Genomic DNA, 21,910 nt, shown 5'->3' on the forward strand with positions numbered 1-21,910 from the left:
GAGCTGAGCCCATAGCTGCCAGCTGCTGGTCCCCGCGGCGACCCAACATGAAAGCCAGCTTCAGTTGAACGCAAGAACGCCCCCGCCTCCACAGTGGAGGCGGGGGCGTTATGTGTGGTGCTGGGTCAGGCGATGCGCTGCTCGGAGGTGCCGTCGTACTCAAACACCGCGAGGGGCTGCTCGGTCGCGCCGTCCCACTCGGTCGCAGCCATAAGGTTGCCGGCGTGGTCGCGCAGTCCCGTGGCGGCGATGGCCATCAGTACGGACCGTGAGCCGGCGGTGGCGGAGAAGGTGCCTGAGATGCCGGAGATCGCACCACCGGGGTGGACCCGGTAGGCGAGGTGGATGCGCTGGGTCGCGGTGTCTGGCGTGACGCGGGTGTACCCGGAGGGCACGGTCACAGACCGTGACGGCGACGAGGCGACAGCCCAGACGAGCAGGGCCCCGACTCCGGGGTCGGCCATCGACAGCGACTCCGTCGCGGTCGTGCCGCCGATCAGGGTCCCACCGACGAGGTCGACCAGCCAGCCTCCAGGGTGTTCGCCGGTGGGCCGGAACGCGATCGACGCGAGGTTGTTCAGGAACGTGCCCGGGACCGTGTAGGTGCCGGACTCCGGCCCCGTGGCGGTCTTCGTCGCGACGAGCAGCGTCACGGTGGACGTCTCGTACAGCTCGGAGGTGAACCCGGTCGGGGTGGTCAGGCTGCTGCCGGAGACGTTGGCGGCGATGACGACGACCCGGGAGTCTTCGACCACGCCGGCGGGGATTCCGGGGAAGGTGTTCGACTGGCCTGCGTGGTAGGCGCCGTCGACGAGTCCGATGGTGCTCACGGGAGCCGGCGGAGGATCACGTCACCGGCGACCGCGCCGCCGGGTGTCGCGTCGCCGGCGTCGATCGGACCCCAGGTCTTCGGTCCCCGGCCGTCGACGTACTCCTTCGTCGCGGCGTCCTCGCCGTCCGTCGGCGCCGAGCCCAACTGCTTGCGGGCCATCAGCCGATCACCACGACCCGGAACTCCGCCGATGCCGGGGGGGACGCGAATCCCAGGGTGACGACGTTGCTCGAGCTGATCGTGACGTCGCACTCGACGACCTCGCCGGACGAGACCTCGTGGACCTGCACGAGCACGTCGGTGGTGCCGAGGTTGTGGGTGATGGTCGCGGAGGTGGACCCGTCGGGGACGTTCGCGGAGTACCGCTTGATCAGGCCGGAAAAGTTCGGGTCGATGCTGACGCCGGTGCCGTCGACGTCGATGCCGCCACCAGACTTCGGTGACACGTAGAACGTGGTGCCGGACAGGTCCAGGCCGTTGCCGGCGGTGTACGAGGAGCCGGAGCCGCCGAGGACCCCGAAGTCCAGCTCGGTGGTGCCGACGGTGACGGGTCCGTCGGTGGTCAGCACGAACGACTTGTCCCCGTTGGTGCTGCCCTGCCCGACGGACACAGCCACCCCATTGGCGAACTCGTCGGCCTCGTCGAGGTCGGTCGCGCGGGACCAGGCGCCGGCGGCGGCGACGTAGATGCCGTTGTTCTCGGCGTCGGTCTGGTCCTTGACGAGGACGCGGTCGGTTGCGACGACGGACACCCCGTCGATGGTCTGCGCACCGGTGAGGGTGATGTTCGTGGTCGTCGCGGCCTTGACCGGCGTCTTCCACACGAGGCCCTTGGAGAGAGCGTCGAGCTGGCCACGGTTGACGGCGTCCGATGGACTCGTGCCGTCGGCGACGTTCGTGGCCTTCTGGCCGTCGAGGTCGATGCCGGTGAGGAACTTGCGGGACATGGGGTCTCCTAGGACAGGACGGCGGTGCCGCTGGTGGGGTTGGTGAACCGGATGGACACAGTCGTGGTGGTGACTTCGACGTCGGCCTCGACCTGCACGTCGTCGATGTAGACCGCGACGACCGGCAGGCGGCCGAGGTCGTGGCCGATGGTCCAGGTGCCGGCTGCGACCGGCTGGTCGTGGATGACCGCGGAGTCCCCCGAGGTCCCGGCCGGCCCGACGGGGCCACGGACGGGCAGCGCGACGACCCGGCCGGCCGCGGGCGACGGGATGACGACGATGCCGCCCGGGCGCGGCACGGTGACGGTGCGCGGTCCGCCCAGGACGACGTCAGGCACAGATCACCACGACCCCGCGGGCCCAGCACTCGTCGCTGGTGCCGTCCACGGCGAACAGGTCCACACGGGAGGGCTCGGCAGCGATGACGACCGCGACCTGCGCCTTGTCGACCGCCCAGACCAGGTCGGTGCCGTCGACCGTCGCCGCCCACGTCTGACCCGAGGAGAACCGCAGCTCGGCCGACAGGCTCTCAGGCCACGGCTCGCCGTCGTCAGCCTGGACGACCTGACGGAAGTCCGCCCCGGAGGTGAGGATCACCTTCAACGGCAGCGGGTCGGCACCGAACTGGACCTCAGGCACGGCGCTTCTCCTTCTTGCGGTCGATCAGCTCGCAGCCGGCCGCTAGGACCGCGCCCGCCAGGGCAGCGCCGACGACGCCCCCGCAGAACAGCGTCAGGAGGACGAGGTTCGGGGTCGTGGTGAACATCAGGCGCTGCCGAGACGTGCAGTGTCGTCGCCGACCCTCGTGGCCACGACCGACTTGCAGATGGACGCGAGGGCCGCGAGGCCGGCGATCGACAGGGACCCCGTCCAGTCGACGTCCAGCCAGCCGGTCTGCCCGGCGACCCACGACGCGGGGAGGACCTCGGCGAACGTGGCGAGGGCCCGCTCCGCGGCGTCGCGGGCGAAGGCCCGGGAGAAGATCGTGCTCACGACTTGCCTCCGATCCGGTCCGCCAAGAGCGCCAGGACCTTCTCCGCGAGGTCGTCGTCGAGCGACTCCACGACCTGCTGGGCGATCTCGTCGACGTCGGCGCCTTCGATGGCGGTGATCTGGTCGCCCAGGTTCCCCTCGATCTGCGCCAGGCGCTCCCACAGAGTCGGGCCGAGCTTCCAGTCCGCGCCGGCGCCCAGCGGCCTGATGTCGTACCGCAGCGCCCGGGCCAGGAAGTGCCTGAAGATCTCGTACTGCTCTTCGGTGTTCTGCATGTCGTCGTCTCCTTGGGTCACTCCGGCCACGGCGGCGCGGAAGGCGTTCATGTCGATCAGGCGGCCGTTCACGCCGGGGTCCCACTTCCCGGAGGTGCTGATCTCCCCGTGCGCGGCCACCCGGGAGCGGGGCCACCCGTAGTGGTCGCACAGCGCGGCGCAGAGCCGGTGATACGCGCGGGATTGGGTGTCGGACCAGCCCTCGTAGGCGGAGTTCATGGCCTCGATGCCGATCGCCTGCGTGTTGCCGTCGCCGGCCGACACCCACCCACCCCAGGAGCGGACCTTGCCGGCGTGGTTGGCGCGCCCCGCGGCGATGACGTAGACGGTGCCGTCGCGACCGAGCCCGATCTGGCACAGCGGACCGGGGAGTTCGCGGTGACCGGTGGACAGTCCGATGCGGGCGTAGTCCTCCTCGCGGCGGGTCAGCTCCGCCCCCGAGTAGTGATCCGACAAGGTGTCGGCAGTGTGGTGCGCTGCGACGCCGCGGGGCGAGAACGTGCCAGGGCGGCCCTCGTGCTTCCAGCCCGGGACCTCCACGACTCGGAGGCCGGACTTCCTGCAGGCGTCGGCGAGGTCAGTCAGCATGGCGGTCTCCGATGAAGTTGTGGGCTTGATTCGGTCGAGATGAAGCGATCAGGGCTCGGGGGTCTCGGCCGGCGGCTCGAGGAGCGCGACCCGGCACGGGCCCGCGTCCTGGGCGGCACCGTCGGTGTAGGTCACGAGCCACCGGCCGTCGTCCTGGCACTGCAGCGAAGCGATCCCCCGACCGGCCGGTCCCGGATCTCCGGTAGCGCCAGGGGCGCCGGGGATCGGCTCGGGGATCAGGGGGCGGATCAGTGCCAGCAGTCGCTCGTTCGACGGCGTAGTGCCGTCGAGACCGCGCTGCCCTCGGCACGCGTCGTTCGCGCAGAACGCGGCCACCTCGGCAGGCAGGAGGTCCTGCAGGGCCGGGGCGAGCACCGCGGGCAGCAGTCGCGCCACCGACACCGTGACCTGCGCCTGCGTGGCGCTCCGACCGTCCACGCCGTCGCGCCCCGGTCGGCCCTCCCGCGGCGGCTCGGTGACCTCATCCTCGATCGCATCGCGAGTGTCCTCGGCGTCGTTGCACAGGCCGGCCTCGCGGACGGTCTCCCCGAACTCGTCCTCGACCGCGCACGCACGGATGACCTGCTCGGCCAGCTCGGTCCCGCGCTGGGCGGCGTCGGCGTTCGTGACGGCGGCTGCAGCGTTCTGCTGCGCCTCCTGGCGTTGGCCGGTGTAGGCGTTCCACCAGCCGGCTGTCGCGACGATCACGAGCACGGCGATGGCGATGCCCGCCCAACCGCCACGCATCCTGGGTCTACGCATCTGGGGTCCCCCCGAGGGTCTCAACCTGCTTGCGGAGTCTGGCGATCGTGTGGTCACGGTCGCGGATGGTGGCGTCCCGTTCAGCGAGCTGCCGGACGGCGGGACGCCAGGTGGTGATCAGTGCGACGAGTACGGAGCCGAGTGACGCGATGAGCGCGACCTGCACGGACGGTTCCACGGCTACTTCCCCCTGTGCTCGGACTCCCGGACGATCGTGATGGCCATGAACCCGTTCAGGACCGCCATGGCGGTCAGACCGCCCCACGACACGAGATCGAACGGCACCGCGTAGTCGTAGGCCTTGGCCTGCCCGGCGAGGACGTACAGCAGGACGCCGCCGAGGCCGACGAACACGCCGCGGATGTACCAGGGGCGCATCTGCCAGAGCGTGGCGGCGAACGGCGCCCAGAGCAGCACAGCGACGATCGCGTGGACGAACAGGACCAGGCGCACGACTACCTCCGTGTCCTTGCGTTGGTGAGCTGGACGAGCAACCGGTCCTGGTTGAGGAACGGTGCGTCGAGCTCCAGGACGGCCGCCGCGCTGCCGCTGTCGAACGACGTGTCCACGATCCGCGCGACCGTGACCCCGTCAGGGCTGGTCGCGTTCAGGGAATCGGGGGTGGACTGCACGCCGCGGATCCGCACGAGCTCGCGGGGGCGGATCTCCCACGGCATCGCCGGCCGGCCCTCGACGTGGTCCCAGATCGGGCGGGCGACGGTCAGGCGGCCGGCGTTCGGCGGGACCAGGTGGTCGGCGAGGAACGCCTCCCCGAACTGTGTGGCCTGGGCGCTCGTGCCGACTTCAGTGCCGGCGTCGATCGTGGCGGTCCGCTCGATGCCGGCCGCGGCGAGCACGTCGGACTCCTGCGTCACCGTGGTGGTCTGTTCGTCGCCGGCGGCGTCACGCCACCTGACGACCACGGTGGTGTAGATCTCCGAGCCCGGGGAGGGGGAGTCGAACCCGTCGACCACCGACGCCTCGTACCGGACCTCGGTGGGCAGGGCCTTGAACTCGGTGCGCCAGCGGCCGTTCGGCTGCCGCTCCCACACCGCCCACGTGAACCCTGACTCCGCCTCGAGCACGTCGTCCATGACCCCTCGGGGGGTGATGCCGGACAGCCAGGCGAGCTGGGTGAACTCGAACGAGGCCGGGTCGATGTCGGCGTTCTCGATGTCCAGGCGCGGGCAGAACCGGGCGACGACGTCGACGAAGGCCCGGTCGGCGGTGAGGAACGATGCCGAGTACACGCTCGTGTTGAGCGGTTCCCGGTCCTGGCCGAGCAGGCGGGCGTACACGATCGCCGCGCGCAAGGTTGACCAGGAGGTGTCTCCGACGGGCCCGGCGGCGTTGTACCGCCATGCGAGCTTCGGGACGGTGGTGTTGGGCCAGTCGGCCTGCGCGAACGCCACGAACACCGTCGACAGCGACCCCAGCCACGGGTAGGAGGCGTGGAGTGTCGATGCGGCCAGGGGGGTGACGCCGGACCGGAGGTCGATGAACCTGGAACCGGTCTCGCCGGAGATGTGGGTGAAGCCGATCGCGCCGAGCAGCTGCCCGCAGTTGAACAGGTTCCGGTACCAGGCGAACGTGACGTCACCGATGGCGACGGTCCCGCGGGCGGTGAACGTGTACCCGGGCTCGGAGTTGTTCGGGCTGGACCCGATGGCGACGGACTGCTCCTTGCGGGACGACTGCTGCTCGTCCCACGAGGAGAGGCTGGAGTCGACCAGCATGTAGGGGCGGTTCGTGTCGGTCATCGACGCGATGCCCTCACCGATCGCCGCGAGCTCGGCGACCTGGCCGGCACGGTCCGCGGTGCGTCCCGGCTCCAGCAGCCGTCCGTCCCACACCACGTTGCCGGTGGAGCCGTCGAACACCGTCAGCTGCGAGAACGGTTCGACCTCGCTCTCACGGATCGGACGGGCGAGGCGGACGGTGCAGGTGGCGTACCCGCCGACGGCCTTGGCGCTGAACCGCAGGTCGGACACCTGTCGGGTGATCATCCGCTCCCCGGTCGACTGCGACAGCCGCACCGTCAGCGGGACTCTCACTCGACACCGCGCAGGTACAGGTACCGGGGGAAGTAGGACCAGGACACCACCGTGGTGGTGTTGAGCGGGTCGGGGATCTCCGCGTTCTGCCCGGACTCATTGCCGGTGCCGTTGTTCTCGAACGCCACGACCGGCAGGAACGACAGCTTCGTCGGCCCACCGGGGCGAACGGTCGGTAGGTCGCCCTCGAGGCCGCCCATGTACCGGTTCTGGTCACCAACGGCTGCGGACCAGGAAGCGTAGCGGCGGTCGTTGATGCCGTCGAGGATCGCCATGGTCGGGTCGGAGTAGTTGCCCGGGTCGGTCGGGTAGGTCGACTGGGTGGCGTACCGGCAGTCGGGGCCGACGGGGATGAACATCAGCAGGTCGATGTCGATCGTGGCGCCGGTGGTGTCCAGGAACTGGATCAGCAGTGACATGTCCTGGGTGTCGACCGGGGGGCTCAGGTTGAACGGGTCGCTGTCCTCCACCGATGCGGTCGGCAGGCGGGTGACGCCCAGGTCGAACCACTCCGGACCCACAGCCGTCCCCCGGAGGAGCCGCGCGAACGCGTTGCCGACCTTCGCTGAGACCCGGCCACCGCTGAGCTTCGCGCGCAGGAACACCCGGTAGTCGCGTGCGCCGGCCACCGGGGTCACAGTGATCGGAAGGATGCGGCTGGCGTTGATGGACGACGTCGTGACCCGGTACCGGTTGCCGGTCGTCATGGTCGCATCCGCCGTGAACGTCGCGGTGGTGCCGCCGCCGACACCAGTCCCGGTGGGGGCCGCGGTGATCGGGTCCGGCACCCCGATGCCGTTCGGGATGTGCCACGACGACACCACTGACCGGTACTTCGCCTCGTTGAACGCCACCGCCGGCGGGTACTTCGCCGGGGTCTGGAACGCCAACCACAGCGGCGACTCCACGTCGCCCTTCGCCCACGGCACCTCCGCGCCCATCGGGTTGTCGACCGAGTCACCCAAGGCGTTGTTCAGGATCTCCACGACCCCGGACACGTTCAGACCGAACGCGAACGGGTGCGCCGGGATCGCCAGCGACACCTCACGCTGTGGGGCCGCCGTCAGCATCATGTCGACCACCGACGTGTCCGCCCGCTTCGTGCGGAAGAACACCGGATCGTCCGTCGCCGTCGGCTGCCACATCAGCCACGACTCATCCCGGTCCAGGATCCGCAACAGGGTCTGCAGGTCCGTCGCGTGCTCCATCGGGGACCCGTCGTACTTCCCCAGCTCGATCACGATCTGCCGGTCCTCATACGTCGACGACGCCTCCCACGACCCGTCAGCGAACGACGACACCTGAGACTGACGCCGCAACCTCGGAGGAGAGAACGACGTCCCTACCCGCGGACCCCACTCACCGGCGAAGTCGAACAGGACGGTCGGGCTCGGGTCGATCCTGTCGACGAACCGCAGAATGCAGTCAGACACCGTTCAGCCTCCCTGGAGGATCACGCGCATGTCACCGCGCTGGTCAGCACGCCACGACGCGTTCGAAAGAGCCCGCGCAACCTCAGAACCGATCGCACGAGCAAGGTCACGAGGGAACGGATCAGCCGTCCCGCCGCTGGGCGACACCGCGCCCTGCGCGTAGGAGTTCACACCGAGGCGCTTGCCGGTCTCGGCCCAGATCTCCAACGACCGCTGACGCTTCGACCGGGCATGCGGGATGTACGACTCGCCCTCGGTCTCCGGCTCGGCCCAGACCCGCCACGCGCCAGCAGGAGCCATCTGCGCCACATGGTTCTCCCGCATCCCACCGTCGCGGTAGAAGTCCAAGACGGCACCGTTGCGCTCCGGGATGGCGAGCATTTCAGCGACCGATCGTGAAGAACGGTTTCCGGTCTGGGCGTACCGCGACTCGTACACCGAGACGATTCGTGTGGTTACGACGCGCCCGTCGATCGAGTTGAGCGCGTCGCGGGCAGTCGCGGCGGCCGGTGACACTTGATCGAATGCGCGCAGGAGGGTGTCGACCTGCTCGGGTGTCAGGTTGTACGTCGCGATCAGCTGGTCGATCTGCGCCTGAGTCGGGTCATAGTTCAGGTTGGCCAGTTCGACCTTGACCTCTTCTGGGAGGCCAGAGAGTGCCTCATCCCACGTTGCGATCGCGGCCGACGCGACGAGCGCCTTCTTCTCCGCCTCGGTGAACTCGTCGCCGACGATGCCGAGGGCAGTCGACAGTTCGTTGAGGGCGGTGACACGGGATCCGTTGGCCAGTTCGATCCTGGTGGCGCCGGCACCGCTGGCGAACAGCTCCTGTTCACGCTGCAAGGCCGCGTTCACCCGATCTCGGGCGTCGGCCTCTCCGAGGACGTACCCGACCAAGTCACGCGACGCGATGCCGAGCTTCTCGGCCGCCTGCAGTGCATTGGTCTGCGCGAGCCCGTCGAACACCAGCGCCCGAGTCGCCTCCGTCGCCGACGCGGTGATCCCGTCCAGAGATGCCGCGTACTCGTCGACCGATGGGCGGCCGGTGTCGAATGCCTCCGACGCGTCACGGGTCGAGGCAGCCATCGCAGCGATCGTGCCGGCGCCGGCTCCCAGCGCTCCTCCGATCGGACCGCCGACAGCGAACCCCAGGAGCGCACCGGATGCAACTGTTCCGAGCACTCCGAGTCCCTCGTTCACCTCGCCGAGTTCGGACGCGGTGGCGGCGAGACCGAGCCCAGCGAACATGGCACCACCGCGAGCGAACAGCGCACCTCTGGTCAGCGCGTCGCCGTTGGTGGTGAGCGCGCTCAGGGTGTTTGCCAGGCTCGTGAATCCAGTGATGGCTCGTGACACGGCGAACCCGCTGCCGCCGAGAGCGGCAGTCAGCGCGAGGAACTTCAGCGTCGACTGCTGGACTCCGTCAGGGAGGTCCGAGAACCAGCCCGTGAGGTCCGCGACCGCCTCGCTGAGATCCTTGACCATCGGCAACGCCGCCGCACCAACGTCGATCAGGTTGTCCTTGATCCCGTTCCACGCGATCTGCACCTGAGCAGCCGCTGTGCCGGTGCGCTTCTCGTACTCCTCCGACAGTGCGGTGTTCTCGGCCCACGCTTCGGCGCCGAGATCCAGAGACTTGGTCAGCAGATCGCCCGAGGACGCCATGCCGAGCAGCGCGCGCGTGACGCGGATGTCGGACTGTCCCAAGTTGTCCAGCAGCGTGAAGACGTCGCCGCCTGCGTCATTGATTCGTCCGAGGCCCTGGGTGAACGCATCGAACGCACGCGCAGGGGACTCCTCGAAGGCGCGCGAGAAGTCGCCAATGGATTGACCGGCGACGTCGGCCCAGATCTGCAGGTCGTCGGAGCCGGTCTTCACGGCCTTCGCCATGTCCATGAGGATCCGTGAGACCGATGAGCCGCCGGCCTCAGCCTCGATGCCCACGGACGCGAGCGCGTTCGCCAGTGCCAGGACTTCGGACTCGGCCAGGCCGACGGTCTGGCCGGCACCGGCGAGGTTCTGGGCCATCTGGATGATGTCCCGCTCAGTAGAGGCGCCGTTGTTGCCGAGCGACACGAGTGCAGCACCGAGGTTGTCCACGTCCTCAGGGGCGGTCTGCATGACGTTCATCAGCTGAGCGATCGACGTCGCTGCTTCGTCGGCGCTGAGGTTGGTCGTCTCGCCGAGCTGAAGCATGATTCGGCTGAAATCAGCAACATCAGCTGTGGCCACACCCAACTGTCCAGCGGCCTCAGCAACCGCGGCGATCTCCGCGTGGGTCGACGGCATCGTTCTAGCCATCTCCCGCAGTTCGTCCTCGAGCGCCGCCAGTTCCTCGGTGGTGCCGTTGACGGTCTTCTGCACCCCAGCCCACGCAGACTCCCAGTCGACCGCGGCCTTGACGGACAGCCCTACGGCGCCGGCTGCAGCGAGACCCATCACCCCGAACGCAGTGCCCAGTTCGTTGATCGCTTGCCGGCGTTCGGCAGACTGCTGCAGCGCCTTGTCGAACTGCGAGACCGAGACCTGCGCCTTCGCGAGGCCCGACTGAAGGCCTTCGGTACGAGCCCCGATCTTGATCCACAGTTCGCGCATGAGTCCTCCGGACGTGTGGTTTTGCGATGCGAGTGGCTGTTGTCTACGTGCTGCTCACCGCGGAGGTGCCGCTGGTGGATCTCCGCGGGTCGTGAACGGTCCCGGCAGGAGATCGTCAGGAATGGGCTCGTGTCGGTCGACCCAGAAGACTTGGTGACGGCAGTCGCACGTGCCGTCGTCCTTGTGCCGGTGCGACTTCATCCACTGCGCGCGGCGAGCGTCTTCGGCCTCGCAGTCAAGACACGCCACGCGGGCGTTCTCGACCATGCGGACCTTCGTGGCGTCCATCCCGGTGGACGGATGGTGGCCACGCTGACACTTCATGTGCTCATAGGCTGCGTAGGCCAAGACCTTCCTGCGCGCCTCGTCGTCCCACTCGGGCTCGCGGGTGACGATCGTCCGGCCCGTGAACGTGCCGTCCTGGTCGAAGTGCTCGTGGACCTCTTCGGGTTCCCAGCCCTCAAACCGACGCGGCGATACCCCGGCGGCAAGGGCGACAGCTACGCGCTCGCGCTGCCCGCGAGAATCAGCGAGAGGTGTTCCGCTTTTGGGACAGCGCGCACACCCTCGTTCAGGTGCCAGATTGTCGACGCCAGCCGCTTCCACTCGCCACTGGAGAGAATCTCGTCGCAGAAGGCGAGCATCTCGTCGTCCGGCTCCGGGTCGACGAGAGCCAGACGGAGAGCAGCCGGCGGGAAGGTGTCCATGTTGTAGCGGCCAGCGTCCTGGGGCTTGCTGTCGCGCGGAGCGTGCTTGCTGAGCAGGAGGTTCCAGTCAGACCGCTTCGACTGCTGGAGCACGAACTCGTGGAAGGAATCAGGGTTCTCGTCGACCAGCGCGGCCATCTGCTTCAGCAGGTTCACCGAGGCCGGATCACCAGCAATCCGTCCCGTCGGCTTCGGCTTCTCCGGGTTGCGGTTCGCGGCCCGGGCCTCCTCGCTGCGCCGCGCCTCCATGTACTCGAGCCCGAGCGCCTGGTACTCCTCAGCCAGATCAGGCGAGAAGCACACCTGCTCGGTAGTACGTCGGCGTCCGTTCTTCTCCGACGCCATGACGTCAGCGAATGACTTGCTCATGATTCCTCCACGGTGGGCAGTGCGGGCAGTTTTTTGGGCAGGAGGGGTCAGGTCACCGGTTCCGTCGCCGCTGCCCACGACGACGGAACCGGTGTCTGTCAGGCGACGAGCGCGACCTTGCGGGTCGGCGCACCGGTGCCGGCGGCGACGAGCGCCTGCCGGATCCAGAACTCGCCGAACTCGTCGGTCAGGTCGTACTCGTCCATCTGCTCACCGAGGTTCACCGGCCACAGGTTCACGAACTGACCGACCGCCCAGTCCGTGTCGATCGAGTCGAGCGCGAGACGCTCCACGATGATCCCGGACGTGTTCGGGACGAGCTTCTCCGCGGCCTTCACCCCGTCCGACGCGGCAGCACCCTGCGGGTTGTTGGAGTACAGCAGGTCCGACAGCTCGTACATGGTCTCGCCGAGGATCTTCCGGCCAGCCTTGGAGCAGATGCGGCGCTTCGCGTCGCCCTTGTTCTGCGTGATCGACGGCTTCCAGCCGGCGTCCGCGAGCATGCAGGAGATGTCGAGCGACGACACCGCGGTGATCTCCGCGAGGCTCGGCGCGTCCAGGTCCGCGATGGTCGTGACGAACTGGAGCTTGACGTTCCCTCGGGACGTGATGCCCGCCGGGAAGATGGGTTCTGCCATTGCTTCTCCTCCTAAGGAGTGGCCGTGGGGCCGTCAGGCGTAGCCGGGGCGGCTGCGCTGTTCTTGCCGGCGGCCGAGGACTCGGACCGACGTCGGGTACGCGGCTTGGAGGCCGCGGTCTTCTTCGCAGGGGCCTTCGGGCGAACGTGGGGTTTCGCGGGCAGCGGCCGGCCGATCTGGTCCACCGCGGGCTTGTCCAGCACCTTCAACCCGCTGGCGTCGGCGTTCGCACGCGACGTGGTGAACTCGCCGTTCGTGTCACGGACTCGGACGTATTCGATGGTCATGGGACTCCTCAGGTGATCGCGAACCGCCACACGTCCGTGGCGATGTACTTGGGGTCGTCGTACCGGGTGCCGGACCCGGAGCTCTTGCGGATCGGACTGCACCGCCGACCAGGAACGACAGGACGCCGGCGGGTCAGCGCGGCGTCGATGCGGTCAGCGACCCACGCGGCTTCGTTCGGGGTCCGACCGACGGCCATCGTGGCGAGGGTGTAGACGCCGGCACCGGAGTCACCGGACACACGGTCGTTGTCGACCCTGGGGGTGCTGAGCGTGAACGTGCCGTAGATGTCGGGTTCGTTGGCGCCTGCTGTCGCGAGCCCCAGGAACACCGGCGCCCCGGACGTGGGCTGTGCGGCACCGCGTTGGATGACGTGCAGGTCAGGGTGGGCGTCGAGCAGCGTCGACACGGCCGCGGTGACTGCGACGATGCTCACCAGTCCACGACCGCAGTCTCGATGCGCCGTTCGATGCGCCGCGCCCACTCGTCCAACGCCATCTGACCGCTCAGGTGAGCGGTCTGGTTCCTGGACCCGTGCTCGAACGACATGCCCGCCTGCTTCATGCCCTCACGGGGTCCGATCTGCGACGTCAACGGGCCGACCATCCGCGAACGGATCGACGACGGGTACCAGCTGCCGTGGGCGCCGGACGTCTCCCGGGCGTTCTCCTGCCACGTGTCGCGCACGTCGATGCCGGACTGGTCGATCACGGACGACAACCGGCGGGTCGCCTGCATGCCGATCTTCCCGAGGTCGACCGACACCTGGGCGGCGTTGGACGTCACACTGACGGTCACGGTGCCTCCTTCACGACCAGTCGCGTCGCGGTCGCGTCGGACAGGTCATGGTCGGTGCCGATGATGAAGACCTTCCCGAGATGCCTGTCCGCGGTTCCCGGCCCGATTCCGGTGATCCGGATCCGCTGATCGGCCGACACGTCAGGGCAGTCCCATGGCAGGTGGATCTCGGTGGTCCCGTCGGTCTGCCGCTGGTTCCCGATGGTCCGGTCAGAGTCCGCGAACCCCCGGTCCTTGATGCGGCACCGGGACGCGAACAGCACAGCCCACGCCTCCACCTCACGCCCAGTGTCGGGGTCCTGCTCAGCCCGGCCGGTGCTGTACTCCACGACGCACTGGTCCTCCATGCGAGCGCCGGCGGACTGCCGCAGCACCGGCAGACCCGAACGGAAGATGTTCACCCGCCCAGGCCGATCACGTAGGCGCCTCCGAGGGCCACGCTCGGCTGCAACCGGTTGACCTCGTCCGGTTCGAACCGCAAGATCCCCGACGACAGGGCCTGGTCGCGCGTGTAGGAGCCGTCGTCGATGGAAAGCTGCCGGATCCCGTCAGGGTTCCGCAGCACGCGGATCACCGGCGCACACACCGTGGCCGTCGCGAGCTCGACGAAGTCTGCTGCCGTCTCGTCGGCCGGGTCTTCGACCAGGGCCGCCTGCGCCGCGGTGAACCGCTCCCGCAACGCGACGACCTTCGACGCGAGGTCGGCCTCAGCAACACGCAGCAGCCGGGAAGCGACGGTGGTCTCCTCGACGGTGAGGGACCGGAACATCGCTACGACGTCAGCGGTGGTTGCGATGCTCACGATCCCTCACCGCCTTCCGGTCAGAGGACCGACGTGGAGCCGGTGTCGATGTTGTGCTCGACGGTCGCCTTGGTCCCGTCGGGGCGCTCCACCTGGTACGTCTCGACCCGGTGACCGGTCGCCTTGGGCGCCTTGGGAACCTCTCCGGTCTTCACGACCGCGTTCACCGTCCCGTGGCCGGCCTTGGCCGCTGCAGCCTTGTCCGGGGTGGCACTGGACGCGACCTCGGCCGGGTCGGTGGTGTCGGCGGGACCGTCACCGGGTGCGGTGGTCGACGGGCCGTTCAGGTGGGAGTCCAGGGTCGTCGTGTCCGGGTTGTCGCCGGTACTGGGGGCCCCGGTGCTGCCCTCGTCGTGCGCGGCGACCGCTGCACGCTTCTCGTCGGCCGTGCCAGTGTCGGGCAGGCCGCGGTCCTTCAGCGCCTGCTCGAGGTCCTTGCCGGTGAGCTTCTCGCTCATGATGTCTCCTTCGTCAGGTGGTTCGGTGGGGGTCGGCGGTTCGGGGGCAGCCCACGTGGGCTGCCCCCGAACCTGTGTCGATCAGGAGTTCAGGACTCCGCGGATCCGCGCGGCGGCCTTGCCCGAGAACGTCGCGAGACCGCAGTAGAACTCCAGGCGGTGCCGGAACGCCGGCTTCTCCTGCAGCTGCCCGAGGTCCTCGACGTCGACGCCACCGTTCGTCAGGCCGGTGACACCCTGGTCGCCCTCGTCCTCACCGAACTTCACGATGTAGATGCTCGACGCGAGATCGGAGGTCCCCTGGGTCTCGGTCTGCGGCAGGATCGCCGCACCCGCGGCGGTGTTCCCGATGTCCAGGACCGGGATGCCGTTGTAGACCAGGACCCGCTTGCCGGTCAGGTCCTCCTTGAAGATGTCGGTGCCACCGAGACGACGTCCCGACGACCGGATCCGACCGAGGATGGAGCTGTTGGCGTAGATCGCACCGTTCGCCCCGTTGATCCCCGGGACGGCAGCGACGCCAGCGTCGAGGACGTCGAAGAAGTCGTGACCGGCGGTGATCACACCCATGCCGTTGGTGTCGGCGTCGATGACCTGACCACCGGTGAGGCGCTTCTTCAGCCCGTCGAATCCCTTCGGGTCCACGGCGACGTCACCGTTGACGAAGTGATCCTGGAACTTGTACGACGCGGCCTTGATCTTCATGCCGAGCTGCACGGCACGCTGGTCGTTGAGGTTGCCGCGGGTCCGGACGATGAACCGGTCCACGTCGGCGTCGCCGCCGAGGATCGACAGGGTCTCGGTCTTCTGGACCACGACGCCGGTCGACTCGGTGTACGCCTCGTTGACGGACCGGAACGCGACACCCGGGAGCGTCGCCTCCTCGTTGTACGCGTAGGCGTTGCCCTCGATGTCCAGCAGGGGGATCCGGTCCAGGACCGGGGACTCCTGCACGAAGGTCTCGAGCACGCCGCGCTGCAGATCGTCCTGCGAGAGCACGGCTGCCTGGGCGAGAGTTACTGCCATTTCTGGTTCTCCTTGTCAGGTGCGCACAGCAGAACGGTTCTGCACGTGCGGGACTACTTCTTGGTGGATGCGTCGATCGCCGACTTGATGCGTGCCCGACCGGGCGCGACGACGGGCTTGTCGTTGCCTCCGCCGGTTCCGCCGATGCCGGCGTCGCGGTGGGAGGTGGAGCTGGTGCCGTCGTCGAACAGGTAGGGCTTGTTCGTCTTGAGGTCGTCGAGCAGCTTCTGCAGCTGCCCGGAGTCGACCTCACCGTCTTCGACCTTCACCTCGGTGAGGTCAGCCGACAGTTGAGCGATCGCATCGCGCGGATCGCGCATCTTCGCCGCGGCTGCGAGAGCTCGCAGTTCGGCGTTGACCAGACGTGCGTTGTTGACCTGGTCGGCCTCGGCTCGCCCCGCCTTCTTGGCGTCGTCGATCGCCTTCTCGGCCTCGGTCTTGTCCTTGTTGCGGAGGTTCTCCAGCTCACGCTCGGCCGCGTCAGCGCGCCGCTTCTCAGCCTTGCGCGCTTCCCGCTCCTCCTGGATGGCCTTCTTCCCGGCGTCGCCGAGGTCACCGTCGTCGGTGGTCTTCTTCCCGGCGTCGCCGCCGTCGCCACCATCACCGCCAGCACCGGCTCCGTCCTCGGACGCACCACCGATCGGGTAGATCGGCTGCAAGCCAACCTCCCCGGGGCGGGGGTTGCGGTACCCGACGGGTCGGAACGGGGTGCCGGTGAACGGGTGGGACAGGTGCTTCTTCATGGGTCCTCCATCGCGGGGGATCAGCCGGCGGCCTCGCGCTGCCGGACGTGTGGGGTTCAGCGGTCGAAGATCTGACCGCCGGTCGCGAGGTAGGCGCGGTACTCGCGCTCAGCCATCGCCAGTTCTGTGGGGGTGACGGGAACGAACCGGGTGCCACCACGGTTCAGTCCGAGACCCATCGGGTCTGGTGTGTTGCCGAACCCGGGGGACGAGTACGGGCTCCGACCGGACAACGCCACCTCGTACCGGCGGCGCGCATCGTTCAAGCGCCGCTCGGCTGCCGTCATCGTGTACCGGCTCCGCGGGTCCCGAACACCGGTCCGACGGGCTTCCTCGATCGCTTCGCGGGCCGCCCGCCGGCGCCCACCGGACCCGAGCTGCCCGAACCCTTCACGTTGTCCGCGTAGCGCCCCGGTGGGGATCTGCCCGGCCGGAAGGATGTACCCGTGTTCGCGCAGACGTTCCACGGCCCACTGCCGATCTCGGCCGAACCGCTCCGCCTGCTCGTAGATGCCCTCAGGTGTCAGCCGACGTTGCCCTGCCCGCAGACCAGTCCGGGCGTTGCCGAACCGTGTGGTGCCTTCAGTCGTGAACAGCCCGTTCGGGGTCATCCCGCGCCGCGAGTTCACCACCTGGGAGATGTCCGCCCCTTCGCGGATCGCCTTGGCCCCGGCTTTGGTGTAGATCCGGTCCTGCTGTGTCTCCGACAGTTCCGAGAACGCCTGGTAGGGGTCGTCGATGAGGCCCTTGGTGATCGCCTCAGCCTGGCTGGTGATCGATGTGCCGACGTGGGAGCAGTTGCAGTTCGGGTGCCGGAGGAACCCCTTGTTCCACCGGTAGAACCTTCCCGCGAGGACGGTGCACCGCGAACATGCACCGACGCTGACCACCCTCACGTAGCCGGCCCCGGGACGGCTCGCGATGTCCGCGCCAGCTGCCTGACGAGCGGCGTCTGCGACCTGCGTCTCCAGGATCCGGTCCAGCACGCTGCGGCCGACCAGGAGCGCGTCACGGACGGCCATCCCTTGACTCATCCGGGACCCCGCCGCGGCGGCGGGGGCGGTCAGCAGCGACACCATGGTCCGACCGTCCGACGCGTACCCGACGAACGCGTTCGGATCGACGAACTCCGACGGAGGAAGGTAGGTGCCCTGCTCGGCGATCGTCATGGCCGAGTACGTCGCCCCAGACACCGCACTGCGCTGCTGGATCGCGGTCACCACCGGGTACAGCAACGCGATCTGCTCATCCCACGACCGCCCCACCGCCCGACCGTCCAACCGGTCCCACGCACGGCGACCGGACCCGACCGCCAGAAGCTGGAGGCGTTGGATCAGCCGGTAGTGGCGCTGCGCAGCATCAGGAATCGACGCCATCGGACATCCTGAGGTCGCGCGCCATCCGCTCGAACGTCGGATCGACTGCCTCCGCCTCAGCCTGGTCCATCCACGCGTCGACCTTGACCTGCGTGGCACCGGGGATCATCTCGAACGCCGCACGCCTCGGGAACCCGATGCTGATCAGCTTCACCACCGCGTCGACAGTCTGAGCGAACGACCGGACCTCACCGTCACCCCAGATGACCTCCGACGCGACGTCCTCACTGTCGGCGCCGGCGGCACGTGAAGCGAGGATCGCCATCTGCTCGTGCGACTCGCCGGTGGCCTGCTGGATGTCCGCGATCAGTGCCTGCAGGGTCGACTCCGCCCCGGACATCGCGTCGCCGGACAGGTTCGCCATCTTGTTCAACTGGTACTGCGGTGGGATGTGACCGGTCGCGAAGAACGTGGTCAGGAACGCGTCGAACACCTCGATGTAGTTCTTCAGGTTCGACTCGGCGAGGTCGAAGACCTTCGTCTCAGTCCCGGGGAACACCAACGCCCGGTCCACCCCGATCCGGCCGGGAGTGTTCAACAGCGGCTGCGGCTGGCCTTGCGCGTCCAGCGCCAAGGAACCGTCGCTGTTCTTGCGCCACTGGATCTGACCGTTCGCGTCCTTGATGACGGGGTCGTAGCCGGTGAAGACCCGCTGCCGGAACGCTGAGAACTGCATGGCCAGCAGCGTGTTGAAACGGATCGTGTTGATCGCGTCCTGCTGCGGCATCAGCGGCTCGATCGACGGGTGCAGGTTCCCGTCAGCGTCATCGTTCAGGCAGTACGGCACGAACGGGACATCGGCCAGCGGGTGCTCTCCGTCGGCTTCGAACTTCCACATCCCCGAACCGTTCTCACGGTAGAACCGAGCCCAGGACAGTTCGTCGTACACCCACGCGACTTCACGCTCGGTCACGACCGCAGCACCGTTCGGCAGCAGCAGCTGCGACGGCTCACGCAGCCGCTCGGTGTACGTCTTGACCGCCCAGATGAACCGGGTCGGGTCCTGCGGGTCCCGTTCCAGGTGCACCCGGCGACCGTTCTCCACCCGCACGATGGGCCGGCTCTTGTCACGGGTGTTCATCCACACGCCCACGACCCCGAAGTCGTGCACCATCATCGGCTCGTACAGCTTCCGCTGCTGACGGTCCATCCGGTTCGACTGCCACACGTCACGCCAGAAGTTCTTGTCCGGCTTCATGTCCTTGCCGTTGGTGAACCCGTCGACCGCGATCCGCTGGATCGGCGCCCGCATCGCGATCTCCAGGAAGTTCGCCATCGACATGTCCAGGAGCGCCTCGTACTCCTCGTTGACGCCCACCGGGGCGTAGGGACGGTCCTGGTCGCCGCGGAAGTACTGCTCCCGACGGTCCCAGCCCTTCCGCTTCTTCACGATCTCGGCGACACCGAGGTTGAGCCGGTCGAGGGCGGTGCTGAGGTCCATGCCGCCCCGCTTCCGTGGTCTAGGAGAATCCGTACATCTGGGTCGAGACGCCGGCCTTGGTCGAGTCCGGCCACCCCTCGGCGCGCGCATCGGACGCCGCCTCGTGTGCGATCACCGAGGTGACCGCGCTGTCGATCTTCTGAGTCGGTGCGGGCTTGCCGAGGATGTACCGGTCGGCGGACTTCGCGAGCTTGCGCGCGTTGCCCACATGGGTGGTCGTGATCGGGCACCCGTCGTGCTTCAGGCGCCCGTTCTTCAGGTCCGCGACGAACCGGGTCAACGCCGGGTACATCCGACCGATCTGGTTCGTCGGCCACGGGATGAACACGTCCTCGCCGTACTCGTTGGCCCACTCCTCGATCTCCGTCTCCCACGACACCTCGTCGTGGAAACCGGGATCGCAGTACACCCGCGAGAGCCCGTAGCGGCGGTTGATCTCGGCCCACGCCTCGTTGACCTCGTCGCGGGGGATCTGCCCGCCCCACTCCTCCGGCTTCCAGATCGTGGGCCTGCGATCTGGCCCGTACCTGGGCGTGAACAGCAGCCCAGCCCGGGTCTCCAGCTTGATCGCCGTGTGGTCGTCGTTCTCGGACCCGTCGAACCCGCCAGCGACTTGCGTCCCGTCGGGCGGGTTCGGCAGCCACAGCTTGCTGCTAGGCGCCGGCATACGCCCGCTCCCACAGCAGCTCCTTCAACCACGCCCCGGATCCAGCGACGAGCCGGTTGCCGAAGAACCGTTCAGCCTGCGCCGCGTCACGAGCCAGCAGCTTGACCGCCAGAGCTTCGATCGACTCCAACGGCACGTGCCCGCCGTTCTCCTTCAGCACTTCCCCGTACACGTGCTGGTGGATCTTGCGCCGCTCCACCTTGTTCTTGTACGACCACTGCGGCGGCGGTTGACGGAACTGCTTGTAGATGTCCTCGGACGGCGACTCATACGTCATCTGGGCGACGCTGTTCTCCGCCGGGTTCCACGCGTTGGTCGTCTGCGAGGACCGGCCGCCCATGCCGGCAAGACCACGCAGCTGGGTGTCGTTGACCGCGACCATCTTGTTCGACTTCAACCACAGGCCAGTCTCGTCGGCCGGTCGGAACGTGACCCGGGCGCCGAGCCGAGACGTAGCACTGGACGTCACGGTGTCGATCCGGCCCCCGCCGGGCAGCCGGATGAACTCCTCACCGGTCTTCGGGATCAGGTCCGCGAGCGGACCGAGCTCGATCATGGGACGCAGCGCGTCGTAGATGTTGTCGGTCTGCTCTTCGGACAGCGCGGTGATCTGGATCAGCGGCGTCGCCCACGGCATCCCCATGGGTTCCCCGGGCGCGTAGGGGAACTCCCACCCGCAACCGCAACCCCAGTCCGAGCACGCGTACCCGTCGTCCTCACCGGCCCATCCGGCGAACAGCGCCGGTCCGACGCCCTCGAGCGTGACGTGCGCAGCAGTACCGGGGCTCTTCCCCAGCTTCTGGGGACCGACCTGCAGTCCCTCCTGGTAGACGAAAGCCTCGCCGAGCATCGGGTTCGCCGGGTTCCACACTGCGTCACCACGGACGGTGTAGAACTTCGCCAGGTACTCGAATTGGAAGTCGTACAACCGCAGCGGCGCGCCGGCGGCGAACCGGTCGGGGACGACGCAGTGTTCCTCGATCCAGCCGAGCCCGACGGCGAGCGTCTGGTTCGGGCGCCTAGGCCTGTTCATCGTCGGTGACTGCGCTGAGCCGCTTCCGCAGGTCACTTCCCCTTGCCGGCGGCTGTTCCCCAGTGGGCGCCGCCGCACGGCGGGCGCCGAGCTCGTCGACGGAGATCCGCCAGCGAAGACGGAGCATCGCGACGGGGTTCAGACCGATCCGGTCCGACCACTGCCGCATCTCGCTCGCTGCCTTCATGTCGCCCAGTTCAGCTGCCGCGAGGTGCCGGATGTACAGGGCCACGTCGTGATGCCAGCCGAACTTCTCCCACGCCTCAGCCTGCGGCGTCTTCCACGCTTCGCGCCACAGCTGCAGCTCACGGTCGTCGAGGTCCTCGGCCCGGACGACGGTCAGCTTCGACCCGTCTGGATCGTCGCCGACGTCCTGCTCCGCTCGAGCCTTGTGCGGCAGCAGCGGGAATCTCGGGACACGCCCGCGGCGACCTTTCGCCGGGAGCGTCATCCAACCGTCCTTGTCCTTCGGTCGGTCACGCCGCAACGCGTTCGGGTCCGGTGGCGGACCGGAGTTGACGCGTGCTCCTCCCTTCGGCATGACCGTTCTCCACATCTCGGCGTCGCGCCGATCGGGTGGCCACCGGCATCGCGCCGGCAGCATCAGGCACCACCGTCAGGCGTGCCCGGAAATCCTTTGAACCTGACGGACCAGCGAAAGCCCTCCCCCGCGGTCCCCTCGGGGTGCCCTCGAAGGGGGTGCCCCCCACCCCTCTCAGAGACCCCTCTCAGGCATGTCCACGTCGGTCGAGAAGCCCTGCGACTCGACGAACCCGACTTGGTAGCCAGTGTGGTCCTCGATGTGCTCAGGGCGGTCGTCCGCGGAGGCTGAGACACCGAGTCGCACGTCCAGTACGAGACCAAGGAGGTGGACCTGGAGTCTCACCCGGTCACCTCCCGGAGGTAGCGCGGTTGCATCCCAGGCACTCGGGTCCAGTGGGCGCATCACAGTCCGCGTCAGGGTGGCCCAGATCCCACGGCTCCAACGGACCCAGCAGCCGAATGCAGCGTCGGCAGTGGACGACACCAGACTCGACCTTCGGGCGCCACGCTTCACGTTCGGCACGATGCGGTCGACCGTAGCCTCG

The 21,910-nt window shown here is 68.3% G+C and carries 29 protein-coding genes; all 29 read right to left on the bottom strand.

Going from position 1 to position 21,910, the window contains the following annotated elements; all coding sequences use genetic code 11:
* Positions 1–125: 125 nt before the first annotated feature.
* The 29 genes from HMPREF0063_RS00185 to HMPREF0063_RS16435 all read right to left on the bottom strand — a co-directional run bounded on the left by HMPREF0063_RS00185 (position 126) and on the right by HMPREF0063_RS16435 (position 21,708).
* Positions 126–830: a hypothetical protein gene (locus tag HMPREF0063_RS00185; protein ID WP_007076604.1), complete on the bottom strand. Its 705-nt coding sequence runs from the start codon at positions 828–830 to the stop codon at positions 126–128.
* A complete protein-coding gene (locus tag HMPREF0063_RS16425; RefSeq protein ID WP_007076605.1) occupies positions 827–991 on the bottom strand; it encodes a hypothetical protein in 165 nt (54 codons plus the stop codon). Before HMPREF0063_RS16425 ends, HMPREF0063_RS00185 begins: the two co-directional genes overlap by 4 nt.
* On the bottom strand, positions 991–1,779 hold the full coding sequence (locus tag HMPREF0063_RS00190; RefSeq protein WP_007076606.1) for a hypothetical protein: 789 nt from the start codon (positions 1,777–1,779) through the stop codon (positions 991–993). Before HMPREF0063_RS00190 ends, HMPREF0063_RS16425 begins: the two co-directional genes overlap by 1 nt.
* A gap of 8 nt (positions 1,780–1,787) precedes the next feature.
* Positions 1,788–2,117 (bottom strand): hypothetical protein, encoded by a 330-nt coding sequence (locus tag HMPREF0063_RS00195; protein WP_007076607.1) that lies wholly within the window; start codon positions 2,115–2,117, stop codon positions 1,788–1,790.
* Positions 2,110–2,418 (bottom strand): LtfC-like domain-containing protein, encoded by a 309-nt coding sequence (locus HMPREF0063_RS00200; RefSeq protein WP_007076608.1) that lies wholly within the window; start codon positions 2,416–2,418, stop codon positions 2,110–2,112. Before HMPREF0063_RS00200 ends, HMPREF0063_RS00195 begins: the two co-directional genes overlap by 8 nt.
* A complete protein-coding gene (locus HMPREF0063_RS17175; RefSeq protein ID WP_007076609.1) occupies positions 2,411–2,545 on the bottom strand; it encodes a hypothetical protein in 135 nt (44 codons plus the stop codon). The genes HMPREF0063_RS00200 and HMPREF0063_RS17175 overlap by 8 nt, the downstream gene beginning before the upstream one ends.
* A complete protein-coding gene (locus tag HMPREF0063_RS00205) occupies positions 2,545–2,772 on the bottom strand; it encodes a holin (RefSeq protein WP_007076610.1) in 228 nt (75 codons plus the stop codon). The genes HMPREF0063_RS17175 and HMPREF0063_RS00205 overlap by 1 nt, the downstream gene beginning before the upstream one ends.
* Positions 2,769–3,635 (bottom strand): peptidoglycan recognition protein family protein, encoded by an 867-nt coding sequence (locus tag HMPREF0063_RS15460; RefSeq protein WP_007076611.1) that lies wholly within the window; start codon positions 3,633–3,635, stop codon positions 2,769–2,771. Before HMPREF0063_RS15460 ends, HMPREF0063_RS00205 begins: the two co-directional genes overlap by 4 nt.
* Before the next feature lie 48 nt (positions 3,636–3,683).
* A complete protein-coding gene (locus HMPREF0063_RS00215; protein ID WP_156793983.1) occupies positions 3,684–4,397 on the bottom strand; it encodes a hypothetical protein in 714 nt (237 codons plus the stop codon).
* A gap of 180 nt (positions 4,398–4,577) precedes the next feature.
* A complete protein-coding gene (locus HMPREF0063_RS00225; RefSeq protein ID WP_007076614.1) occupies positions 4,578–4,850 on the bottom strand; it encodes a hypothetical protein in 273 nt (90 codons plus the stop codon).
* 2 nt (positions 4,851–4,852) lie between these two features.
* The gene (locus HMPREF0063_RS00230; RefSeq protein ID WP_007076615.1) at positions 4,853–6,451 is read right to left on the bottom strand and encodes a hypothetical protein; all 1,599 of its coding nucleotides are present in this window, start codon (positions 6,449–6,451) and stop codon (positions 4,853–4,855) included.
* Positions 6,448–7,752: a hypothetical protein gene (locus tag HMPREF0063_RS00235; protein ID WP_156793984.1), complete on the bottom strand. Its 1,305-nt coding sequence runs from the start codon at positions 7,750–7,752 to the stop codon at positions 6,448–6,450. Before HMPREF0063_RS00235 ends, HMPREF0063_RS00230 begins: the two co-directional genes overlap by 4 nt.
* Positions 7,753–7,887: 135 nt before the next feature.
* The gene (locus tag HMPREF0063_RS15465; RefSeq protein ID WP_007076617.1) at positions 7,888–10,479 is read right to left on the bottom strand and encodes a phage tail tape measure protein; all 2,592 of its coding nucleotides are present in this window, start codon (positions 10,477–10,479) and stop codon (positions 7,888–7,890) included.
* Between the two features lie 500 nt (positions 10,480–10,979).
* Positions 10,980–11,555, bottom strand: a complete 576-nt coding sequence (locus HMPREF0063_RS00245) for a hypothetical protein (protein ID WP_007076619.1) — start codon at positions 11,553–11,555, stop codon at positions 10,980–10,982.
* Positions 11,556–11,653: 98 nt separating this feature from the next.
* Positions 11,654–12,193, bottom strand: a complete 540-nt coding sequence (locus HMPREF0063_RS00250) for a phage tail tube protein (RefSeq protein WP_007076620.1) — start codon at positions 12,191–12,193, stop codon at positions 11,654–11,656.
* 11 nt (positions 12,194–12,204) lie between these two features.
* Complete coding sequence (locus HMPREF0063_RS16430) at positions 12,205–12,480, bottom strand: hypothetical protein (protein WP_156793985.1); 276 nt, start codon at positions 12,478–12,480, stop codon at positions 12,205–12,207.
* An 8-nt stretch (positions 12,481–12,488) separates the two neighbouring features.
* Positions 12,489–12,914, bottom strand: a complete 426-nt coding sequence (locus tag HMPREF0063_RS00260) for a hypothetical protein (RefSeq protein ID WP_007076622.1) — start codon at positions 12,912–12,914, stop codon at positions 12,489–12,491.
* Positions 12,911–13,276, bottom strand: a complete 366-nt coding sequence (locus HMPREF0063_RS00265; protein WP_007076623.1) for a hypothetical protein — start codon at positions 13,274–13,276, stop codon at positions 12,911–12,913. The genes HMPREF0063_RS00260 and HMPREF0063_RS00265 overlap by 4 nt, the downstream gene beginning before the upstream one ends.
* Entirely contained in the window at positions 13,273–13,677 is a 405-nt protein-coding gene (locus tag HMPREF0063_RS00270; RefSeq protein WP_007076624.1) for a DUF6093 family protein, read from the bottom strand. Before HMPREF0063_RS00270 ends, HMPREF0063_RS00265 begins: the two co-directional genes overlap by 4 nt.
* Entirely contained in the window at positions 13,674–14,078 is a 405-nt protein-coding gene (locus HMPREF0063_RS00275; RefSeq protein ID WP_156793986.1) for a hypothetical protein, read from the bottom strand. The genes HMPREF0063_RS00270 and HMPREF0063_RS00275 overlap by 4 nt, the downstream gene beginning before the upstream one ends.
* 20 nt (positions 14,079–14,098) lie before the next feature.
* On the bottom strand, positions 14,099–14,536 hold the full coding sequence (locus tag HMPREF0063_RS16875; RefSeq protein WP_007076626.1) for a hypothetical protein: 438 nt from the start codon (positions 14,534–14,536) through the stop codon (positions 14,099–14,101).
* A gap of 81 nt (positions 14,537–14,617) precedes the next feature.
* Positions 14,618–15,562 (bottom strand): major capsid protein, encoded by a 945-nt coding sequence (locus HMPREF0063_RS00285; protein WP_007076627.1) that lies wholly within the window; start codon positions 15,560–15,562, stop codon positions 14,618–14,620.
* Positions 15,563–15,615: 53 nt separating this feature from the next.
* A complete protein-coding gene (locus tag HMPREF0063_RS15470) occupies positions 15,616–16,305 on the bottom strand; it encodes a phage scaffolding protein (protein ID WP_007076628.1) in 690 nt (229 codons plus the stop codon).
* A gap of 56 nt (positions 16,306–16,361) precedes the next feature.
* Entirely contained in the window at positions 16,362–17,681 is a 1,320-nt protein-coding gene (locus HMPREF0063_RS15475) for a hypothetical protein (protein ID WP_007076629.1), read from the bottom strand.
* Positions 17,665–19,122, bottom strand: coding sequence for a phage portal protein (locus tag HMPREF0063_RS00300; RefSeq protein WP_007076630.1), 1,458 nt, complete (start codon positions 19,120–19,122; stop codon positions 17,665–17,667). The genes HMPREF0063_RS15475 and HMPREF0063_RS00300 overlap by 17 nt, the downstream gene beginning before the upstream one ends.
* A 19-nt stretch (positions 19,123–19,141) precedes the next feature.
* Positions 19,142–19,789: a hypothetical protein gene (locus HMPREF0063_RS00305; protein ID WP_007076631.1), complete on the bottom strand. Its 648-nt coding sequence runs from the start codon at positions 19,787–19,789 to the stop codon at positions 19,142–19,144.
* The gene (locus HMPREF0063_RS00310) at positions 19,776–20,822 is read right to left on the bottom strand and encodes a hypothetical protein (RefSeq protein WP_007076632.1); all 1,047 of its coding nucleotides are present in this window, start codon (positions 20,820–20,822) and stop codon (positions 19,776–19,778) included. The genes HMPREF0063_RS00305 and HMPREF0063_RS00310 overlap by 14 nt, the downstream gene beginning before the upstream one ends.
* Positions 20,809–21,363, bottom strand: a complete 555-nt coding sequence (locus HMPREF0063_RS00315; protein ID WP_007076633.1) for a hypothetical protein — start codon at positions 21,361–21,363, stop codon at positions 20,809–20,811. Before HMPREF0063_RS00315 ends, HMPREF0063_RS00310 begins: the two co-directional genes overlap by 14 nt.
* 174 nt (positions 21,364–21,537) lie before the next feature.
* On the bottom strand, positions 21,538–21,708 hold the full coding sequence (locus HMPREF0063_RS16435; RefSeq protein ID WP_007076634.1) for a hypothetical protein: 171 nt from the start codon (positions 21,706–21,708) through the stop codon (positions 21,538–21,540).
* Between the last annotated feature and the right edge of the window lie 202 nt (positions 21,709–21,910).

The organism is Aeromicrobium marinum DSM 15272 (genome assembly GCF_000160775.2).
GTDB lineage: Bacteria > Actinomycetota > Actinomycetes > Propionibacteriales > Nocardioidaceae > Aeromicrobium > Aeromicrobium marinum.